The organism is Rhodococcus koreensis (assembly GCF_900105905.1).
GTDB lineage: Bacteria > Actinomycetota > Actinomycetes > Mycobacteriales > Mycobacteriaceae > Rhodococcus_F > Rhodococcus_F koreensis.
In genome coordinates, this window is sequence record NZ_FNSV01000005.1 from 8,659,890 (window position 1) to 8,677,975 (window position 18,086).

The 18,086-nt window shown below is 67.6% G+C and carries 13 protein-coding genes and 1 pseudogene; 4 read left to right on the forward strand and 10 right to left on the reverse strand.

Annotated features, from left to right (window positions below; translation table 11 throughout):
• Nucleotides 1–57 precede the first annotated feature (57 nt).
• From BLV94_RS44115 to BLV94_RS44125, 3 genes are all read right to left on the reverse strand, one after another.
• On the reverse strand, nt 58–1,746 hold the full coding sequence (locus BLV94_RS44115; protein WP_083395857.1) for an ABC transporter substrate-binding protein: 1,689 nt from the start codon (nt 1,744–1,746) through the stop codon (nt 58–60).
• Between the two features lie 111 nt (nt 1,747–1,857).
• Entirely contained in the window at nt 1,858–2,988 is a 1,131-nt protein-coding gene (locus BLV94_RS44120; protein WP_072941279.1) for an acyl-CoA dehydrogenase family protein, read from the reverse strand.
• Complete coding sequence (locus BLV94_RS44125; RefSeq protein WP_208613728.1) at nt 2,985–4,097, reverse strand: rhodanese-like domain-containing protein; 1,113 nt, start codon at nt 4,095–4,097, stop codon at nt 2,985–2,987. Before BLV94_RS44125 ends, BLV94_RS44120 begins: the two co-directional genes overlap by 4 nt.
• Before the next feature lie 451 nt (nt 4,098–4,548).
• Between BLV94_RS44125 and BLV94_RS44130 the strand changes: the two genes are divergently transcribed.
• Both BLV94_RS44130 and BLV94_RS44135 read left to right on the forward strand, forming a co-directional pair.
• Nucleotides 4,549–5,922, forward strand: a complete 1,374-nt coding sequence (locus BLV94_RS44130) for an NtaA/DmoA family FMN-dependent monooxygenase (protein WP_083395858.1) — start codon at nt 4,549–4,551, stop codon at nt 5,920–5,922.
• On the forward strand, nt 5,919–7,205 hold the full coding sequence (locus tag BLV94_RS44135) for an acyl-CoA dehydrogenase family protein (RefSeq protein WP_072941277.1): 1,287 nt from the start codon (nt 5,919–5,921) through the stop codon (nt 7,203–7,205). The genes BLV94_RS44130 and BLV94_RS44135 overlap by 4 nt, the downstream gene beginning before the upstream one ends.
• A 66-nt stretch (nt 7,206–7,271) precedes the next feature.
• Here the strand turns inward: BLV94_RS44135 and BLV94_RS44140 are convergent.
• From BLV94_RS44140 to BLV94_RS44150, 3 genes and pseudogenes are all read right to left on the reverse strand, one after another.
• A pseudogene (locus BLV94_RS44140) lies at nt 7,272–7,835 on the reverse strand (sulfite exporter TauE/SafE family protein); the annotation flags it as partial.
• A gap of 179 nt (nt 7,836–8,014) precedes the next feature.
• Nucleotides 8,015–9,382 (reverse strand): NtaA/DmoA family FMN-dependent monooxygenase, encoded by a 1,368-nt coding sequence (locus BLV94_RS44145; RefSeq protein ID WP_072941275.1) that lies wholly within the window; start codon nt 9,380–9,382, stop codon nt 8,015–8,017.
• A 34-nt stretch (nt 9,383–9,416) separates the two neighbouring features.
• Nucleotides 9,417–10,646 carry an LLM class flavin-dependent oxidoreductase gene (locus BLV94_RS44150; RefSeq protein ID WP_072941273.1) on the reverse strand — a complete coding sequence of 410 codons (1,230 nt, stop codon included), beginning with the start codon at nt 10,644–10,646 and terminating at the stop codon, nt 9,417–9,419.
• Nucleotides 10,647–11,026: 380 nt separating this feature from the next.
• On the opposite strand from BLV94_RS44150, the gene BLV94_RS44155 reads away from it, so the two are divergent.
• Complete coding sequence (locus tag BLV94_RS44155) at nt 11,027–12,136, forward strand: acyl-CoA dehydrogenase family protein (protein WP_072941271.1); 1,110 nt, start codon at nt 11,027–11,029, stop codon at nt 12,134–12,136.
• Nucleotides 12,137–12,166: 30 nt separating this feature from the next.
• Nucleotides 12,167–13,231 (forward strand): LLM class flavin-dependent oxidoreductase, encoded by a 1,065-nt coding sequence (locus BLV94_RS44160; protein ID WP_072941269.1) that lies wholly within the window; start codon nt 12,167–12,169, stop codon nt 13,229–13,231.
• A 129-nt stretch (nt 13,232–13,360) separates the two neighbouring features.
• Here the strand turns inward: BLV94_RS44160 and BLV94_RS44165 are convergent, their stop codons facing one another.
• Genes BLV94_RS44165 through BLV94_RS44180 form a run of 4 tightly spaced genes read right to left on the reverse strand, consistent with a single transcriptional unit; the run spans nt 13,361 to nt 17,908 of the window.
• Nucleotides 13,361–14,392 carry an aldo/keto reductase gene (locus BLV94_RS44165; RefSeq protein ID WP_072941267.1) on the reverse strand — a complete coding sequence of 344 codons (1,032 nt, stop codon included), beginning with the start codon at nt 14,390–14,392 and terminating at the stop codon, nt 13,361–13,363.
• A 47-nt stretch (nt 14,393–14,439) separates the two neighbouring features.
• Complete coding sequence (locus BLV94_RS44170) at nt 14,440–15,666, reverse strand: acyl-CoA dehydrogenase family protein (protein ID WP_072941264.1); 1,227 nt, start codon at nt 15,664–15,666, stop codon at nt 14,440–14,442.
• Entirely contained in the window at nt 15,663–16,634 is a 972-nt protein-coding gene (locus BLV94_RS44175) for an LLM class oxidoreductase (protein ID WP_072941263.1), read from the reverse strand. Before BLV94_RS44175 ends, BLV94_RS44170 begins: the two co-directional genes overlap by 4 nt.
• A 29-nt stretch (nt 16,635–16,663) precedes the next feature.
• Nucleotides 16,664–17,908 carry an LLM class flavin-dependent oxidoreductase gene (locus BLV94_RS44180; protein WP_072941261.1) on the reverse strand — a complete coding sequence of 415 codons (1,245 nt, stop codon included), beginning with the start codon at nt 17,906–17,908 and terminating at the stop codon, nt 16,664–16,666.
• Between the last annotated feature and the right edge of the window lie 178 nt (nt 17,909–18,086).

An 18,086-nucleotide genomic window follows, 5' to 3' on the forward strand; every position in this document is an offset into this window, starting at 1 on the left:
GTGTGTCTACACGGCGTCCCGGGCCGGTCCGTAGGGGACCGACCCGGGACGGGTTGATCAGCTCTGGTCGATCCAGGTGCGGAGGAAGTGCAGCCGGCTGGTGGCGTCGAGGTCGATATCGTGGACGCCCTTCGACGCGGCCACCTGTGACGGCTCGAACACCGGGTCGTACAGAACGTACTCGTCGAGGACGAGTTCCTGCGCCTGTTCGGTCAGCGCGGCCCGCTGCGTCGGGTCCAGCGTGGACTCGAGTGCTTCGAGCGTGTCGGCGATCTTCTGCCGGTCGGGGAAGTCCGCGGGGATGCGAGCGGAGTTGCCCCGGTCGGGGTTGAAGTTGACGTTCAGGATCGCGGGATCGTTGCGGCTACGGTTGGTGTTGATCAGGTGGTATTCCTTGTTGACCTGGTCGGTCGGGATGTTGCTTGCGTCGAACTGGAAGTCGAGGTCGACGCCGATCTCCTTGAGCGACGCCTGGATCGATTCGTACGTGTATCGGCTGTTCGGGACCAGATAGTGCCCGGTCGCCTTGAGCGTCAGCTTCTTTCCGTCCTTCTCCCGGATGCCGTCGGCCCCGACCTTCCAGCCGGCCTCGTCGAGCAGCCGCTTGGACTCCTCGAGGTCGAACTTCAACACGTCGTCGGTGTAGTCGGTCGATCCTTGGACGTGTGCGGCGAGTACGGACTTCGCCTGCCCCTCGGACGGAGCGAGAACGGTGTCCTTGAACCCGGCGCGGTTGGTGGCCCGCACGATCGCGCGGCGGACGTTGATGTCGTTGGTGGGCTCGAGGCTGGTGTTGATGTTCCAGCCGAGATTGAGTCCGGCGATCGTCCGCGAGGTGATATCGAAGCCCTGCGCCTCGAGGACCGTCTCGTCGGTGGGGAGGATGTCGAACGCAGCCTGTACCTCTCCGGACTGCAGTGCGCCCGTGCGCACGCTCGCTTCGGGGATCGTCACGAACTCGACCTTGTCGAGGTAGGCCGGACCCTCGTGGTTGAGGCCGGGAGCGCCCCAGTTGTAGTCGGCGCGCTTGGTGAGCACCGTGCGCTCCTTGGGCGCGTACTCGGTCACGACGAAGGGGCCGGTGCCGACGATGTTCGTCGGGTCGAGCCGCTGCTCGGCGTTCGACGAGAGGGTCTTCTGGCCGATGATGCCGGGCTGGTTGTTGCCGGAGTACGAGATGAACTGGAGGAAGCTGGCCGACGGGGACTTGAAGACGATCTTGACGACGTTGTCGCTGACGACCTCGCTGCCCTGATAGGACTTCAGGTGGGTGGCGCCGTTGGGCTTGATGCCGAGCGCCGGATCTCCGAAGACGTACTGGTCGAAGTTCTTCTTCACGATGTCGGCGTTGAACGGGGTGCCGTCGCTGAAGGTGACGCCCTCACGCAGCGTGAACGTGAATTCGGTGTTGGTGTCGTTGACCTCCCAGGCGGTGGCCAGCCAGGGACCGATCTCGCCGGTCTCCGGATCCTGCCAGGTCAGTTTGTCGAAGACACTGTTGCCGTAGTTGCTGGCCGCGAAGGACGTGTTCAGGTGTGGGTCGAGCGACTCGGGGGAGCTGAGAAGCGCGATCCGCAGGGTGCCGCCGCTCTGCGGATCGCCGCTTCCGGTGCCGCCCGCAGCGTCGACGGTGCTGCTGCATCCGGTCAGAGCGAGGACACCGGTCAGTGCGAGAACGCCGAACACGCCTCGGAATCGTCGGCGGCGCTCGCGCACCGGCGGTGGGGCGTGAACTGTTGTTTCCATGGGCAGGAATATATGGTCAAAGTGACTGGCGGGCACGATATTAAAGCGCAGTGAATCTAACGGCAATCGCGTGCGGCGACTCCTCTGCGTGCCGTGCCACGCCACAGGTTCTCAGTGGTGTGCCGCTGCCGCGATGTGTGCGAGCTGGGCTGCCCGCGAGTGTTCGTTCTGGCTCTGGATCTGAAGGAACTGCGCGGAACGGGCGTGCAGCGCAGCGGTATCGGTGTCGAGAATCCCCGATCCCGCCCGTGAGACGGTCAGTGCCCGGGCGATCTCGTGTAGCGAACGGAGCACCTCGACCTTCAGCGTGAGCCGGTCCTCGAAATACTGCGGGCCTTTCGGATCCGATGCCGCCCGATCGGTCAGGGAGTAGGCCAGTGCCCGATAGCGGGCGAACTGCGGTGCCCATGCCTGCGCTACCGCGACGGCCGCATCGGTGCCGGAGGCGTCCAATTCGTCGAGGATCGCGCGCGCCACCCCGAACACCTGCGGCCTGACGTCGCTGACGATGTTCTGATCACGGTGATTCCATTCGGATCTCGGGGTGCGTTTGACGATGTTCGACTCGGCGACGAAGGCTCCCTCGAAAGTGACTCGCCACGTGCGGCTTCCGTTGGCGGCGACGAGACCCAGCGGCTCGGCGCGCAACCGCTCGTCGTCGGCCGGGATCAGCGCGAGCAGCTGGGTCTCGGTCGTGGGGTCGATCGCGGCGACGGACAGCAGGGTGTTGAGCCCCCAGCCGCTCACCCAGGACACCGTGCCGGTGATCGTCCATCCGCCGTCGACCGGGGTGGCGCGGACATATCGGGTGGGGTAGTGCCGGGCGTCGCTGACCGCGGTCCCGGTGAGGATCTCCCCGCGTAGCACCCGCTCACCGAGTTCGCCGATCGGCTCGCCACTGTCGGCCAGATCGGTGAAGTGGACGATCAACCCCGTGTGCTGTGCCCAGGCGAGCCACGTGTTGAAGTCGCCGTAGGCGAGGTGCTCGTGGACCCGGCGTTCGGCGGCCTTGTCCAACTCGGCGCCACCGAACCGGGCCGGGGCCAGATGGTTGAGCAGCCCGAGGCGCCGCAGTTCCTCGACGGTGTCGGCGGTGAGGCCCTCGCGGTCGGTCTGCAGAGCCCGGGGTGCGAGCGTGTTATACGCGAAGTCCCGAACCTGCGCCACCAGTGGGAGCTCGTCGGCGGCGTCGACCCGGTCGGCGCTGCTCGCGTCGATAGACACGTCCAGGGTGGAGGTCATCGGGCGATGCCCGACTCGAAATCGTGGAGCAGCAACGCGATCTCGAATCCGCGGCGCTGGAGCCAGTGTGAGACGACCGCGGCGCGGGCACCGGTGAGGTCGTCGATCAAGACCACGCGCGCGCCGCGCACGGCGATGGTGCGGTAGGAGACCCCGAGCAGCTGTCCCCCCTCGGACGTGATCGATCCGGGTACGTGCCCCTGCTCGAACTCCTCCGGCGTGCGCACGTCGAGAAGGTACGTGGTGCGGTCCGGGTCGGCCGCCCACGCCTGCGCGGTCTCGACGTCGATGCGGGGGAACGTGTCGTTGGCGGTGATGGTCTCCACACGCTGTGCGGCTGCCTCCCGCGCGGCGTGGTCGACCGGTGCATAGACGGCGGTCGCGCCGGTTTCCAGCTCGAGGTTCTCCTCCTTCCACGCCCGGGTGCCGTCGTGCAGGTAGGAAACCTTGTTCGGGACACCGGAGTCGATGAGCGTCTGGGCGCCGATGATCGCGCGTGGCAGGCCCGCGCAGGAGACGACGACGTGGGTATCGGGGGAGGGCACGACGTTCGCGAACCGCAGCAGCAACTCCGCGCCGGGCACGCCGACCGCGCCGGGGACGTGGCCGGCGGTGAACTCGGGCAGGGTGCGGGTATCGATGACGACGACGTCGGCGCCCTGGTCCTCGAGGGTCTTGAGTTCGGCGGCGGACACCGAGGGGGTGTCGCGTTCGTCGCGGATTCCCAGAGAGAAGTCCTTGCCGGGGACGTCGAAGGTCGGCAGGTCCTCGGTGCCGTTCCGGGTCCACTCGGGGATGCCGCCGGCGAGGACGTGCACCTCGCTGCGCCCGGCCTCGGCGAGGCGCTCGGCGAGGCGCTGCGCCACGCCGTCACCGCCGTCGACGAGGACGGTCCGTACGACCGCGCGGGGCACGTACCGGTCGATCTCGGCCTCGAGGCGGTCTGCGGGAATGTTGGTGGCGAACAGCGGCGACGCGTAGCCGACCTCGTCACTCGGTCGGATGTCGAGGACGGCGAGTTCCGCATCGTCGGCCAGCCACAGCCGGAGGGTGTCGACGTCGATGGTCTTCTCGACGGTGGAGGCCTTGTCGATCGATGAAGTGCTCACGGAGTGTTGCCCACCTTCGCTGGTTAACGGTTGGAATGATTCGCGGCGCGGCGGCCGATGGCCACACCGTAGCCCGGGTATCGGGCGCCGACGGTCATGAGAGCGATGCCCGAACCGTGCGCCCGCCCGTGACCCGCACCGATGCGCCGAGTTCGGAAATGAAATCACGCTGGTTCCAGTGTTGTCATCGGCTGGACGCGTAACGCGAAGGACCGGCGAGAAACACACTGTCCCATCAGTGTTCGGTATTTCAACCACTGCGATCGTATTCGTTGACGGGACCGGCGGTGAGTCGGTCAGATGGGAGGGACGCTGTGCCCCACGCTCGCCGACCCTGCGGCGAACCACCGGCGGCCCCCGGGGCGGCGCCCACTCGCGCCCAGCTGAAAGTGCTGCGGCGGAGTCGCATTGATGCTGCGCCTATCAACATCCATCGAACGGAGCATTCGACATGAGCACCGGAACCGACACGCCGGCACGGCGACCACAGCGGAGGTTGACGCTCGCGGCGTCCATCGTCGGTGCCGGTGCGTCCAGGAAGGCGTGGAACTGGCCCGGCACCACGTGGAACCGTTTCGCGGACTGGGAGCACTATCGGCGGTCCGCCGAGATCGCGCGATCGGGAACCCTCGACGCAGTGTTCGTCTCGGATCATCCGGCGCTGCAACGCACCGCCGACAACGGGCCGAGCCACCTGTTCGACCCGATCGTGCTGTTCTCGGCGATCGCGGGTGCGATCCCGGACATCGGCTTCGTGCTGACGGCGTCGACGAGCTACAACTCGCCGTACAACCTCGCCCGCCGACTCGCCAGTCTCGACTCCATCGCGGGTGGACGGGTGATCTTCAACGCCGTCGCCAACTTCAACCCCGACATCGCCGCGAACTTCTTGGCGGACGAACTGCTCGACCGGGAGGACCGCTACCGCAAGGCCGACGAGTTCCTCCGGGTCGTCAAGGAACTGTGGCTGTCCTGGGACACCCCGGAGGGACCGGAGCCCACGGGTCCGCTGTGGGACGAGACGACGGCGCGAACGATCGACCATCACGGCGAGTTCTTCGACGTGCGTGGCCCCCTCAACGTCCCGGTCGGTCCGCAGGGACACCCGGTGATCTCGCAGGCAGGCGCCTCCGCGCAGGGTATCGACTTCGCAGGCAAGCACGCCGAGATCGTGTACGCGGCGCTGCTGGGGAAGCAGGCGGCACTCGACTACGCGGCCACACTCGACGCCGCCGCCCGCAGGCACGGCAGACCCGCCGACAGCATCCGGCTCTTTCCCGGCGTCAACGTGTACCTCGGCGACACCCGAGAGGAAGCGCTGCGTCGGCACGAGGTTTTCAGCGGCGCCGGCAGCGAGGACGATCTGATCGCCCGCTTCCTCGAGCAGCAACGCGTACTGAACCCGGCGTTTCCCCGGTCCGTCGACGTCGACCGACCGCTGAAGGCAGAATGGTTCGAGCCGCAAGAGGACCAGACCCGCCCTGTCGGCTTCAGCAGGGCGGTGCAGGATCTGGTGCGCACCGAGGAACCCACCACCCGGCAGATCATCCGACTGGTCGGTGGCGCAGGGGGCCATCGACTCGTCATCGGGACCCCCAAGGAGGTCGCCGACGCGCTGATCGACTGGTGGGCGGCCGGGGCCGTGTCCGGCTACAACGCCCACTTCCCCCTGCTGCACGACGATCTGGAGCGCTTCGTGCAGCAGGTGGTCCCGATCCTCCGGGCCGAGAGCGTGTTCCCGACCGAGTACGACTCGCCGACCATCCGTGGCCGCTTCGGCCTTCCCGACCCGCGCACCGCCCATTCCACCCAGGAGAACCGATGACGACCGATCTTGCTGTCGAACCCGTGAGTGCGAGTGCCCGCCCCACCGACGAGGAACTGCTCGCCAGGTACCGTCCGGTGTTCGCGCGGATCGCCGAGGGGGCGCTCGAGCGGGAAACGAGTGGCCGCCTCGCCCTCGAGCAGGCCGGGTGGCTCCGTGAGGTGGGGTTCCCCGCGGTGCGGGTGCCGCGGGAGTTCGGCGGCGACGGTGCCAGCCTGCGACAGCTCTACCTGCTCGTCATCGAGCTCGCGGCCGCGGAATCGAATCTGCCGCACGCCCTTCGGGTGCACTCGCGGTTCGTGGAGGACCGCTGGCGCGAGCGTCACACCCCACGTGGGCAGGAGTGGCTGCGCCGCATCGGTGACGGCATTGTGTTCGGCACCGCGGTCAGCGAACGGGATGGCACGTTCCAGAAGCCCGCGACGACGCTGCGCGAGGTGGACGGCCGCCTGGTGGTGAACGGCACCAAGTACTACAGCACCGGCGCCCTCTACGGGGACTACCTCACCGTCGCGGTGCTCGACGAGGCCGGCGACCGGCACACCGCCGTCGTCAGGGCCGACGCCCCGGGCGTCGAGCGGATCGACGACTGGGCCGGGTTCGGGCAGCGGGCCAGCGCCAGCGGCACCACCGTCTTCACCGACGCCGAGGTGGAGGGACTCGGTTTCCTGTTCCCGCCACCGGGCGGCACCGCCGGGCACCTCGCGCACTTCCAGCTGACGCACCTGGCTACGATCGCCGGCATCGTCCGCCGGGCGACGGACGAGATCGCCGACTTCGTGCGCCGCAGGCACCGCACCTACCCGCAGGCGAAAGCACCTGTTGCCGCCAAGGATCCGCTGATCCAGCAAGTCGTGGGCCGTGCCGACGCCGCCGCCTACGCGATCCGCGCCACCGTCCTCGATGCCGCCGCGTCACTCGACGCCGCCGCCGACGCCCGGTACGCGCTGACCATCACCCCGGAAGCGGAACGCACCCCGAAGGGGGAGGAGGAGGCCGTGGCGCTGGAATTGAAGGCGGAGCTGGACGCGTACCGGGCGCAGTCCATCGTGCTCGAGCTCGGGTTGAAGACGACGACGGAGATCTTCGAGGTGGGCGGTGCGTCCGCGCTGGACCGCAAGTATCAGTTCGACCGGCACTGGCGCAACGTGCGAACCCTCGCCTCTCACAACCCCCTGATCTACCGCGAGCAGCAGCTCGGCGACTATGTCCTCAACGGCACCCCGCCGGCATTCCTGTCACCCGAGGGTGCGTCGGTGATCGGCACGCCGCCCGCGAGCTGATCTCGGGTTTCGGACCACCACGACGGTGCGGGTTGGGTTGGGCGCACTATGGCAGTGCGGGTTCGGGACTGCCCCGACCCAGCCTGCGTTGACACCCTGCGTCCCCAGGCTGAACAGGAATCCGAGGCTTGCCGCAACGGCGATGACGAACTCGCTCGTGTCGATCGATCCGATTACTTTCCGTGGTTCCAGGCGGCCGCTGGCGAGAATCGCCGGGGTGCCGACGGGACCCCAGCCGCCGCCTCCGGTCGCGTCCACGAATCCCGCGACGAGTCCGAGTGGGGCGAGGAAACGTTTGCGGAGCGGTTTCCCGAGTCGGTCGTGGGGGATGCCCTGGAACGTGAATCGGATGAGGATGTACAACCCCAAGGCGAGCAGGATCAATGCCATCACCGGTGCCGCTGCTTCGGTCGACAGATTCGACAATACCGTCGCGCCGATGATTGCGCCGATCGCTCCGGGAAGGGCGGTCCTCCGTACCACCTTCCAGTCGACGTTGCCGAATCGCCAGTGGGACAGACCTGAGATCAGTGTGGTTCCGATTTCGGCGAGGTGAACGGTGGCCGAGGCGGTCGCCGGATTGGTGCCGATGGCGAGTAGCAGGGTGGTCGTGGTGACGCCATAGGCCATTCCGATGAGCCGAGTTGGAATTTGCCTGATCGAATTACTTGTAGTTCCTCGATTTGAGGGATCTGGCACGAAAGTGCCAGTGATTCTGCAGGATCCGCGGAGAGCGTGTGTCGCTCGGGGGTTCCACCCGGCCCCGGAATGATTGCGAAAGTGTCTGTGCCGAACAGCCATACACTCTCCTACGCCTGCGTGGCTGCGGAGATCCGGTCGTGCGGCACCGGCAGGCCGAGGTTGTCGCGCAACGTGGTTCCCGTGTACTCGGTGCGCAGCACGCCCCGGTCCTGTAGCAGCGGCACCACGTGATCGACGAACTCGTCGAGGCCGGAAGGCACGAGGTGGGAGCCGATGATGAATCCGTCGGAGCCGTCGTTCTGCACGAACGCATCGATCTTCTCTGCGACCTGTCCGGCGGTGCCGACGATCGGGCCACGTTCGAACCGGTCGATGACGGTCTCCCGCAAGGTGAGCTTGTTCTCCTCGGACACCGCGCGCAGTCTTGCGACGGTCTCGAACCGGTCCTGGTACGTGAATGCGCGGCCCTGGATGATCGGTGGCGCGTCGGGATCCGGTTCGATGCCCGGGACGGGTCCGTCGGGGTCGAACGCGGAGAGATCGCGGTTCCAGATCTGCTCGAGCAGGATCAGCGCGGTCTGGCCGGTGACCTGCTGGTTGCGGACCTCGTGGTACTTCTCCCACGCCTCGGCCTCGGTGTCGCCGAGGACGAAGCTTGCCGAGGGGAGGATCTTGATGTCGTCGGCGTTCCGCCCGAACGAGACCGCACGGGCTTTGATGTCGCGGTAGAACTCAGCGGCCTCGGGCAGCTTCCCGTAGGGCGAGAAGATCGCGTCGGCGTTGCCTGCCGCAAAATCGCGCCCCTGCGGCGACACGCCGGCCTGCAGCAGGACCGGTCGGCCCTGGGGGCTGCGCGGCACTGTGAACCGGCCGCGGATGTCGAATTGACTGCCGTGATAGTCGAAGGTTCCGGCGCCCGGACGGCGCAGGAAGCGGCCGTCTTCCTTGTCGGCCACGACGTCGTCACCGCGCCACGAATCCCACAGCTGCCGCACCACTTCGAGGGTCTCCTCGGCGCGCTCGTAGCGCTGCGAGTGGTCCAGGAACCCACCGCGTCGGAAGTTCTGACCCGTGAATGCGTCGAACGACGTCACCACGTTCCACGCCGCTCGACCACCCGACAGCTGGTCGAGCGACGCGAATTGCCGCGCGAGTTCATACGGCTCGTTGAACGTGGCGTTGATGGTTCCTGCCAGTCCGAGGTGATCGGTGACGGCGGCGAGGGACGCGAGCACTGTGAACGTGTCGGGGCGGCCGATGATGTCCTGGTCGAAGATCTGCCCGGCGCGCTCGCGCAGGGCGAGACCCTCGGCGAGGAAGAAGAAGTCGAACTTGCCGCGCTCGGCGGTCCGTGCGGTGTGTTCGAACGAATCGAACTCGATCTGGCTGCCCGCCCGGGGATCCCACCATGCGGTGTGGTGGTTGACGCCGCCGAGGTAAGCGCCGAGGATGACCTGCTTCTTGGGTGTGCTCATCGGAACATGTCCTTGTCTGAAGGGTCGCGGGGTCTCAGGCGGCCGGGGTTCCCGTGGCGTACCGGTTGGGAACGTCGGTGGGTAGGCCGAGTAACCCGCGCAGGGAGGTGTCCGGATACGCGGTGCGGAACAGGCCGCGTTGCTGCAGGATCGGCACCAGCCGGGACGACACGGCGTCCAGATCGTCGACCGCGACACCCGGCCGCAACCGGAAGCCGTCGAATCCCAGCTGCTGCCATGCCGCGAGCCGGTCCGCGAGCTCGTCCGCGGAGCCGGTGAACACGGCGGCGTCCGAGGCGAACTCGATCCCGGCGAGACCGTCCAGGCGATGCAGCCGGGCTGCCCCGGATTCGCGGTCGTTGTCGAGGAACACCACCAGGTCGGCATAGACCCGGAGCGGCTCACCGGTGCGCCCGACCCGTTCGGACGCCGCGGCGACATCGGCGAGAACTGACTGCGCGTGGACGTCGTCGGCCGGGGTGACGAACACGAGGTCGGCACCGCGTGCCGCCAGTTCGTACGGCAGTGCCTGGTGGGCGAGTGCGGTGACCACCGGCTGCCCCTGCGGCGGTCGCGGTGTGATGGAGGGGCCGCGGACGCTGAAGTAGCGACCCTCGAAGTCGATGTAGTGCAGCTTGTCACGGTCGATGAACCGGCGGGTTTCGACGTCGCGGATCTCTGCGCCGTCCTCCCAGCTGTCCCACAGCCGGCGGACGACCTCGACGAAGTCGCCGGCCTCGTCGAACAGGTCCACCAACACCTGCGGCAGCGTGCCCTCCGCGATGGCCGCCCAGTCCTGCTCGGTGAGTTCCGGGACGGTGCGGCGGCCGAAGTGCGCGGCCTCATCGGCGTGCCCGGACACCTTGACCTGCCATCCCGCGCGACCGCGGGAGGTGTAGTCCAGGGTCGCGATGCCTTTCGACACGTGGAACGGCTCGGTGTGCGTCGTGGTGATCGTCGGGATCAGGCCGAGGTGCCGCGTGAGCGGGGCGATCCTCGCCGCGACGAGGTGCGCGTCGATGCGCGCCCGGACCCGGTCCACGGAGTCGGCCGCGTCGGGTGGGTGGCGATTCACCGGTGCCGCCAGACTGTCCTCGATGGTGACGAAGTCCAGCAGGCCGCGCTGCGCGACGGCAGCGAGGTCGGTCCAATAGGCGCCGGTGAACAACGCGTCCGGGTGCGAGTTCGGCTCGCGCCACGCGGCGGGATGCCAGCCCGCACCGTCGAGGGCGGCGGCGAGATGCAACGGGGTATTCGAGGTCATCGACGAAGTCTCCAGTCTCGGGAAGAGCAGTGACGGTGAAACGGCTCGGTCGCACCACGAACCAAGGGGTCTCTCGGTCGCTCCGGATGGTCGCGTGCGAGCCTACGGTTCGTCGTCTGTTCGAGCGCCCCTTTACTTCAGCTCGATCGAAACCTCTGCAGCCGAAGGTGCAGTTGCGCTGCATGTTTCCGATCGGGACGAATTAATGTCCGATCGCATCGAACTGTCCCACGTCAGGCCCTGTTTCTCGTCGTGGAGGACGGAGGCGGTGACCGAGCGACGGTGACAACCGGGGCTATTCTCTCGATGTCCGGATGCCGGCCACCGTCACTCGTCGCGTGCCAGGCATCCCTCTGGGACCGAAGTAGGGAAGGGGCGACATGACAGCGGCGAACACGGCCGTCAGTGCGGCCGAATCCGTGACCGCCGCAGACCGCCACCTATTCGTCGCTCGGGTGCGGGAGTACGCCGAACGAGTACTGCGCCCCGAAGCCCTGTCGACCGACCGTGACGGAGTCACCGGAGAAGTTATCGCCGAACTCGCTGCGCTGGGGCTCCTGAACCATCAAGCGCCGCGGGAATACGGTGGCCTCGACATCGACCGCAACACCGATCGCCGCCTGCACGAGATCATCGCCGGCGCGTGCTTCAACACGTGGCTCGTCTGGGCTCAGCACGCGCCGATGGCCGAGCGAATCGTGGAATCCAGGAAACCGGGCGAACCGGTGTCGGAGCTCGCCGAGCGAATTCTGCGTGGCGAACTCGTGCTCGGTGCCGGAGTCAGCGACGTCCGGAGGTTTCCCGACCATTACATCGCGGCGGAAAGGGCGAGCGGCGGCTGGATCTTCACCGGCGCCATCTCCTGGGTCAGCGGGTGGGGGCTCAACAACGCCCTGACTGTCGCCGCGGTGGAAAGGCAGACGGAGACCGTGGTCACCGCGCTCGTGCCGGTGAGCGACCGCACGCACAGCGTCGGCCCGCTCCGACTCGGCGCCGTCGCCGGCAGCAAGACCGCGCGGGTCGAGCTCGACGACCTGTTCGTACCCGACGAGCACGTGCTCTCCGCCCAATCGCTGGAGACCACGCGGTTCAATGACATCGGCACGGCGAGCGACGCACGCGGTCACCACTTCGGGCTTGCAGAAACAGTCCTCCGAGAGTTGGAGCAGTCCGGACACCCGCTCGCCCAGGACGTGGCGGCGACGTGGCGGCCACGCATCGCGCGGATTCGGAGCACCGCGTACGAGCTGTCCGATGAGGCCATTGCCGCGGGAGGCGGTCCGCATCGGATCGGCGAACGCCTCGCGACCAAGGTCGCCAGCGGCGAGGCGTTGTCCACGATCACCCGAGCTCTGCTCATAGCGCGGGCCGGTCGGGGACTGAGTGGCGACGACACGGCGCAGCTCCATGCACGGTCGGCGCTCTTCGTCCTGGTCCAAGGACAAACCACCGACGTTCGCCGAGCCCAGCTCGCCGAACTCGCCCGCTGATCACCACCACCGAACAGGAATCACCATCCCATGAGTCTCGAATTCCTCTGGTATATCCCGAATCAGGTGACGCCGGGACACCGCGGCGAGCCCGTCACGGTCGACCACAACAGCCTCGACACCCTCACGGCCCAGGCGGAGGCCCTGGAGGAACACGGCTGGAAGGGCGCATTGATCGGCACCGGGTGGGGTCGCCCGGACACCCTCACCGTCGCCACGGCCCTCGCTGCCCGGACGTCGACGTTCGAGCCACTCGTCGCGGTTCGGCCCGGGTATTGGACCCCGGCTCACTTCGCCTCCGCTGCAGCGAGTCTCGACCACCTGTTCGGTGGCCGGGTCCGGGTCAACATTGTGTCCGGGAAGGACAACCTGGGAGCGTACGGCGAACGCGAGAGCGACCAGGCCGCCCGCTACACCCGCACCAAGGAGTTCCTGCAGCTCGTCCGGAAGCTGTGGACGGAGGAGAACGTCACCTACCGTGGCGAGCACTTCCAGGTCACCGACTCCACGGTGCTGCCCCGGATCGCGGCGCGCGGAGACCGGCTCCACCCGAAGCTCTACTTCGGTGGGGCCTCCGACGCCGCTGAGCGGGTAGCGGCCGCCGAAGCCGATGTCCAACTCTTCTGGGGCGAACCCCTCGAAGGGGTGCGGGAACGGATCGAGCGCCTGCGGGCGCTGAGTGAGGAACTCGGCCGAGAGCACGCACCGCTCGAGTTCGGTCTGCGGATCACCACCCTCGTCCGGGACACGACCGAGCAGGCCTGGGCCGAAGCGGAAGCGAAGGTAGCGGAGATGGCGAAGAACCAGGGTGCACCGGCCCAGAACCCGCACCGCCAGACCGCCGTGGGACAGCAGCGACTCCTCGACCTCGCTACTCGCGGCGAGGTGCTCGACGACAATCTGTACACCGCACCCGGCAAGTTCGGTGGCGGCGGCGCAGGCACCACCTGGCTGGTCGGTTCCCCGGAGGACGTCGCGAAGTCGTTGCGCAAGTATCAGGACCTCGGCATCACCCATTTCGTGCTGTCGGACACCCCGTATCTGCGGGAGATCGAACGTCAGGGCACTCAGCTGCTGCCGCTACTGGGGGAGTGAGCGCGGAAGCGCTAGCCAGAGGGGGGAACGAGCCTGGCGTTCACTGTCGCCCGCCCGAGCCGATGCCGCGGTTGTCGCAGCATCGGCCCGGGCGGGCTTTTCAGTTGTCGTCTGCCGAAATCTGCTCGGTCAGAGCTCGAGCCCCGTGCCGTGCACGCCGTGTTCCTCTATGAGCGCCAGTTCGTCGTCGGTGAGCGCCGGGAAGTTCAGGGCGGCGATGTTGTGGTCGAGTTGCTCGGTCGAACTCGCCCCGATCAGCGCCGACGTGACCTCCGGCCTGCGCAGTACCCACTGCAACGCGAGCTGGGCGAGTGACTGCCCGCGGGCCTCGGCGATCTTGTTGAGTTCGGCGGTGCGCTGCCGGTACGTCTCGTCGATCACATCCGGCGTCAGGAATGAACTGTTCTGCGCCCGTGCGTGTTCGGGAATCGTCTCCAGGTACTTGTCGGTCAGGAGGCCCTGCGCCAGCGGCGAGTACACGATGAGCCCGAATCCGTCCTGGTGGGCGGTGTCCAGCAGGCCGTTCTGTTCGGGGCGCCGGTCGTAGATCGAGTAACGCGCCTGGTGGATGAGCAGCGGGACACCGGCCTGGCGGAGCAGTTCGGCGGCCTCGTGGGTGCGATCGGGGAGGTAGTTGGAGATGCCGACGTAGAGCGCCTTGCCCTGCTCCACCGCGCTGACCAGTGCACCGACCGATTCTTCCAGCGGCGTGCTGAGGTCGGGGCTGTGGTGGTAGAAGATGTCGACGTAGTCGGTGCCGAGGTCGCGCAGACTGTGGTCGAGCGAGGTGAGGATCGACTTGCGCGAGCCGCCCTTGAGATAGGGGCTCGGACCGATCGGATTGCCTGCCTTGGTCGACAGGATGAGTTCGTCCCGGTAGGGCGCGAGGTCCTTCGCGAGAACCCTGCCGAAGTTCTGCTGGGCCGCGCGGTGCGGTGGGCCGTAGCGGTCGGCGTTGTCGAAGTGGGTGATCCCCAGGTCGAATGCGTGGAGGATGATCTCCCGCTGGGTCGCAAAGGCGTAGTCGCTACCGAACTTCTGCCACAGGCCGAACGAGAAGGCAGGCAGATCGAGGCCGGAGTTTCCGGAGCGACGGTAGGGGACCTTCTCGTAGCGGTCCTCGGCGGCGGCGTAGGTGAGGTCGAAGGGGCTGGCGGTCATCGGTGTCGACTCTTCCGTTCTGATCGGTTGTTGTTGTGGGTCGGTGGTCAGAAAAGGCCGGTGGTGGGTGGTTCCTCGCCGGTCAGGTGGTAAGCCCCCGCGATCGCCTGCTTCCACTGCCGCGGGTTGTGATTGGCGGCCGTGCGCGCGTTGCGCCAGTGCCGGTCGAATCCGAGGTCTCGATTGGTGATGGAGCCACCGCCCACGTCGAAGAGCAGTTCCGCAGCCTCGAGCGCGGACTCGATTGCGATCGCGCTCGCGTGCGCGACGTGAACCGCGGCAGCAGCACCGGCGGTGCGTGCGGCGGGCCCGGTGAGTCCCCGGACATCTTCCAGTGTCTCGGCTGCCAACAGCACGACGGCCCGCGCCGCCTGGGCGCGGCCTGCGATCTGCCCGATTGTCTGCCGCACATAGGGATCCTCGACGCTGGTGTCCGCGGAGCTGTGCTTGATCGGCCGGGCCTTCTCCCGCACGTACCCGACCGCGTCGTCGAGGGCTCGCGCGGCCACCCCGGCCTGTATCGCCGCGAGATAGAACTGCGCGAAACTGCCGGTCCACGGGTTGTCCGGCTGGGCCCGATCGGGGAAGGTCACTTCGTCGTCGGACACGCGCACGTTCGTCAGACGGGTCGTACCACTGGCCGTGAGCCGCTGGCCGACGGCGTCGAAGTCGTCGAGCCGCTCGACCCCCGGGCGGTCGACGGGAACCGTGAAGCGAACCACCGTGCCGTCCTCGGCCAGAGCTTGTGACGAGAACCAGGATGCGTACAGCCCACCGGTCGAGTAGTACTTCTCGCCGTCGACCACCCAGCCACCACCCTCACGCCTGGCCGTGGCGTTCACCTGTCCGCTTGCGCCTCCGGTTCGCTCATTGCTCGTTCCGGCGAACAGATCCCGGTTGCGCAGCCGCGTCAGAATCACGTCGCGGTGCGGCAGATCGGGCCGACTCGATACCTGCTCGGCGACGAGGAAACTGCTGCGCAATGCCTGCGCCACACTGGAGTCGGCGCGCGCCACTTCGATGACGACGTCGGCCACATCACGCAGCGAACCACCAGCACCACCGTCCTCCCGGGCGACGCCGACCAGCACGATCCCCGCGTCGGCGAGTGCACGGACCTCGCCGAAAGCGTAGTCGCGCGCCTTCTCCCGCGCCCCGGCGGTATCGCCCAGACGGCGCAGGACAGGGCGGACTGCAGCGCGGATACCCGCCACGGTGAGTCCGGAGACCGATGTCGCTTCGATCGACTCGTGTTCCGGGTACACAGCGGTCATGACAACGCCTCCACGGTGTCGCGCAGGCCGAGGGATGCCCGCAGCGTCGGTCCTGTCGAGGCGGACAGCAGCGGCACGAGCGTGCGTACCGCGGCCAGGACGCCGTCGACCCCTCCGGTGGGTACCAGCTCCACAGCGTCCAACTTGTCGCGGTCGATCCAAGCGGCGAGCTCGTCGGCCAGTGTGCGTGCACTGGCGCCGGCGGACAGCGTCACACCGACGCGCCCGATGAGAGCGACGTCCTCGCGCTTTCGGCCGGCCTGCTCGAGGCCGGCAGTCAGAGCGAGGTCTGCGCCCGCCGACTGCCCCCGATCGACGACCACGGCGTCGGCGGACCGTGCCACTGCCGCCCAGCCGAGCACGTCCAGGTCGGCGGCGACGACGACCGGGCGTCCCTGCAGGGACGATGGGCCGTCCAGTGGCCCCGCGACTCGGTAGAAGCGGCCTTCGTGGTCGATCGCCCGGATCAATGCGTCGTCGACGACCAGTGCGCGTTCCTGGTCCCCGATCAGCGCGTCCCGGGGGAAGGATTCCCACAGGCGCGTGAGGATCTGGGCGTATTCGGACCAGCGCTCCACTGGAGCGGCGGCGACCGGGTCCGGCACGGTGGCCGCACTCACCTCGTCGCCTGCGCCGGGGCGCAGGACCACACCGACCCGGCCGGCGGTGGCGCGGTCGAACGACAGGACGCGCCGAGCCACGTTGTACGGCGCGTTGTGGGTCGTCGGCACCTCCACGAGGTAGCCGATGTCGCCGAACCGGCCGGCGAGATACGCACCGGCCACGCTCGGGTCGATCGCTCGACGGCCACCGGCAGTGTCCAACAGGCGCAGCGCGGCGACGCCGGCCTCCCGCGCCGCCTCGGTGACCGTGACCGCCGCGGCCGGCGAGACGGGGTCGAAGCGGTCGGGCTCGGCACCAGCGCGTGCGTCGCCGACGGCGAGGTCGATCAGGATCGGGGTACTCATGTGTTGCCTCTTCTGGATTCTGAGACTGTTCAGGGAGCGGCTTGGAGAGGTCCGCGGTCCCACACCCCGGCCGGTAGGTCGGGGACGTCGAGACCGAGGTGGTCACGCAGGGTCGTTCCGTCGTACTCCGTGCGGAAGAGGCCGCGCCGCTGCAGCTCGGGGATGAGGTGGTCGGCGAAATCGTCGAAGCCGGAGGGCAATACGTCGGGGATCACGTTGAACCCGTCTGCGGCGCCGTAGTGGAACCATCGCTCGATGTCGTCGGCGACCTGCTCGGGGGTGCCGACCACGATCCGGTGCCCACCACCCCCCGACAGCTTCTTCAGTAGCTGTCGCAGGGTCGGGTTTTCCCGGTCGATGATGTCCTTCACGACCCGGTAAAAGGTCTGTGACCCGCCGGCCTCGTCCGGTTCGGCGAGCAGCTCCGCAGGAATCGGTTCGTCGTCGGCAAGCCCGTCCAGCGAGAAGCCGAGTTGTCCCGCGAGCCGGCCGCGCGCGTAGGCGTCGGGGAGCAGGTCGTCGAGCAGCTCGCGCCGCTCGATCGCCTCGGCCTCGGTACTGCCGAGAACAGTCGACAGTCCAGGCAGGATCACGATCTCGTTCGGGTTCCTGCCGAAACGCCGGGCACCGTCGCGTAACTCTGTGCGGAAAGCCTTCGCCTTCCGAATGTCCTGTTCGGCGGAGAAGACGACCTCGCCGACGCGCGATGCCAGCTGCTTGCCGTCGCTGGAGCCTCCCGCCTGGACGACGACCGGGCGACCCTGGGGTGAGGGGAATTCGGTTCTGGCGGCCCATGCGGCGACGACCTGTTCCACGAATTCTGATGCCCGCCGGTAGCGGAGGCCGTGGTCCGGCTCACCGGTGCGTCCGAAGTTGCGCGCGGCGATCGGCCCCGCCGTCGTGACGACGTTCCAGCCGAACCGGCCACCACTGAGGTGATCGAGGTCGCCGAGTCGTCGGGCGAGCTCGACAGGATCGTTGTAGGACGATGACAGCGTCGCAATCAGCCCGATCCGCTCGGTCTGTGCAGCAACCCGCGCCAGTACCGTGGTCGGCTCGAGGTTGTTGCCTGTCCGGTGCGTGATACTCGGGTCGAGCGAAGGTCCGTCAGCAAGAAATACTGCGTCGAGCTTGGCGGCCTCCGCCTTCTTCGCGATCGAGGTGTAGTGGTCGATCGTGTAACTGGCCAGGCCGTCCGTCGCTGGGAATCGCCACGATCCACCGAACACCCCGGCGTTGAGGATATTGACGTTGATGTGAAGCCGGCCGCTCACTCGGTGGTCCTTTCATCGATGACGGGTGTGGATCGATCGGATCACTGTCGTCGAATGGCCATGGAATGGGAATGGTTCGAATCGTGCAGATTCACTGGAAAGAGTCTTAAGCCCGCACCGCGCCGGTCGCATGGTCCTCGATTCCGCGGTCGACCAGAAGTGGCTGTGGAACGACGTG

Coding starts and splice junctions, on each gene's coding strand:
- BLV94_RS44115 (WP_083395857.1), bottom strand. CDS start 1,746: ATGGAAACAACAGTTCACGCCCCACCGCCGGTGCGCGAGCGCCGCCGA.
- BLV94_RS44120 (WP_072941279.1), bottom strand. CDS start 2,988: ATGACCTCCACCCTGGACGTGTCTATCGACGCGAGCAGCGCCGACCGG.
- BLV94_RS44130 (WP_083395858.1), top strand. CDS start 4,549: ATGAGCACCGGAACCGACACGCCGGCACGGCGACCACAGCGGAGGTTG.
- BLV94_RS44135 (WP_072941277.1), top strand. CDS start 5,919: ATGACGACCGATCTTGCTGTCGAACCCGTGAGTGCGAGTGCCCGCCCC.
- BLV94_RS44145 (WP_072941275.1), bottom strand. CDS start 9,382: ATGAGCACACCCAAGAAGCAGGTCATCCTCGGCGCTTACCTCGGCGGC.
- BLV94_RS44150 (WP_072941273.1), bottom strand. CDS start 10,646: ATGACCTCGAATACCCCGTTGCATCTCGCCGCCGCCCTCGACGGTGCG.
- BLV94_RS44155 (WP_072941271.1), top strand. CDS start 11,027: ATGACAGCGGCGAACACGGCCGTCAGTGCGGCCGAATCCGTGACCGCC.
- BLV94_RS44160 (WP_072941269.1), top strand. CDS start 12,167: ATGAGTCTCGAATTCCTCTGGTATATCCCGAATCAGGTGACGCCGGGA.
- BLV94_RS44165 (WP_072941267.1), bottom strand. CDS start 14,392: ATGACCGCCAGCCCCTTCGACCTCACCTACGCCGCCGCCGAGGACCGC.
- BLV94_RS44170 (WP_072941264.1), bottom strand. CDS start 15,666: ATGACCGCTGTGTACCCGGAACACGAGTCGATCGAAGCGACATCGGTC.
- BLV94_RS44175 (WP_072941263.1), bottom strand. CDS start 16,634: ATGAGTACCCCGATCCTGATCGACCTCGCCGTCGGCGACGCACGCGCT.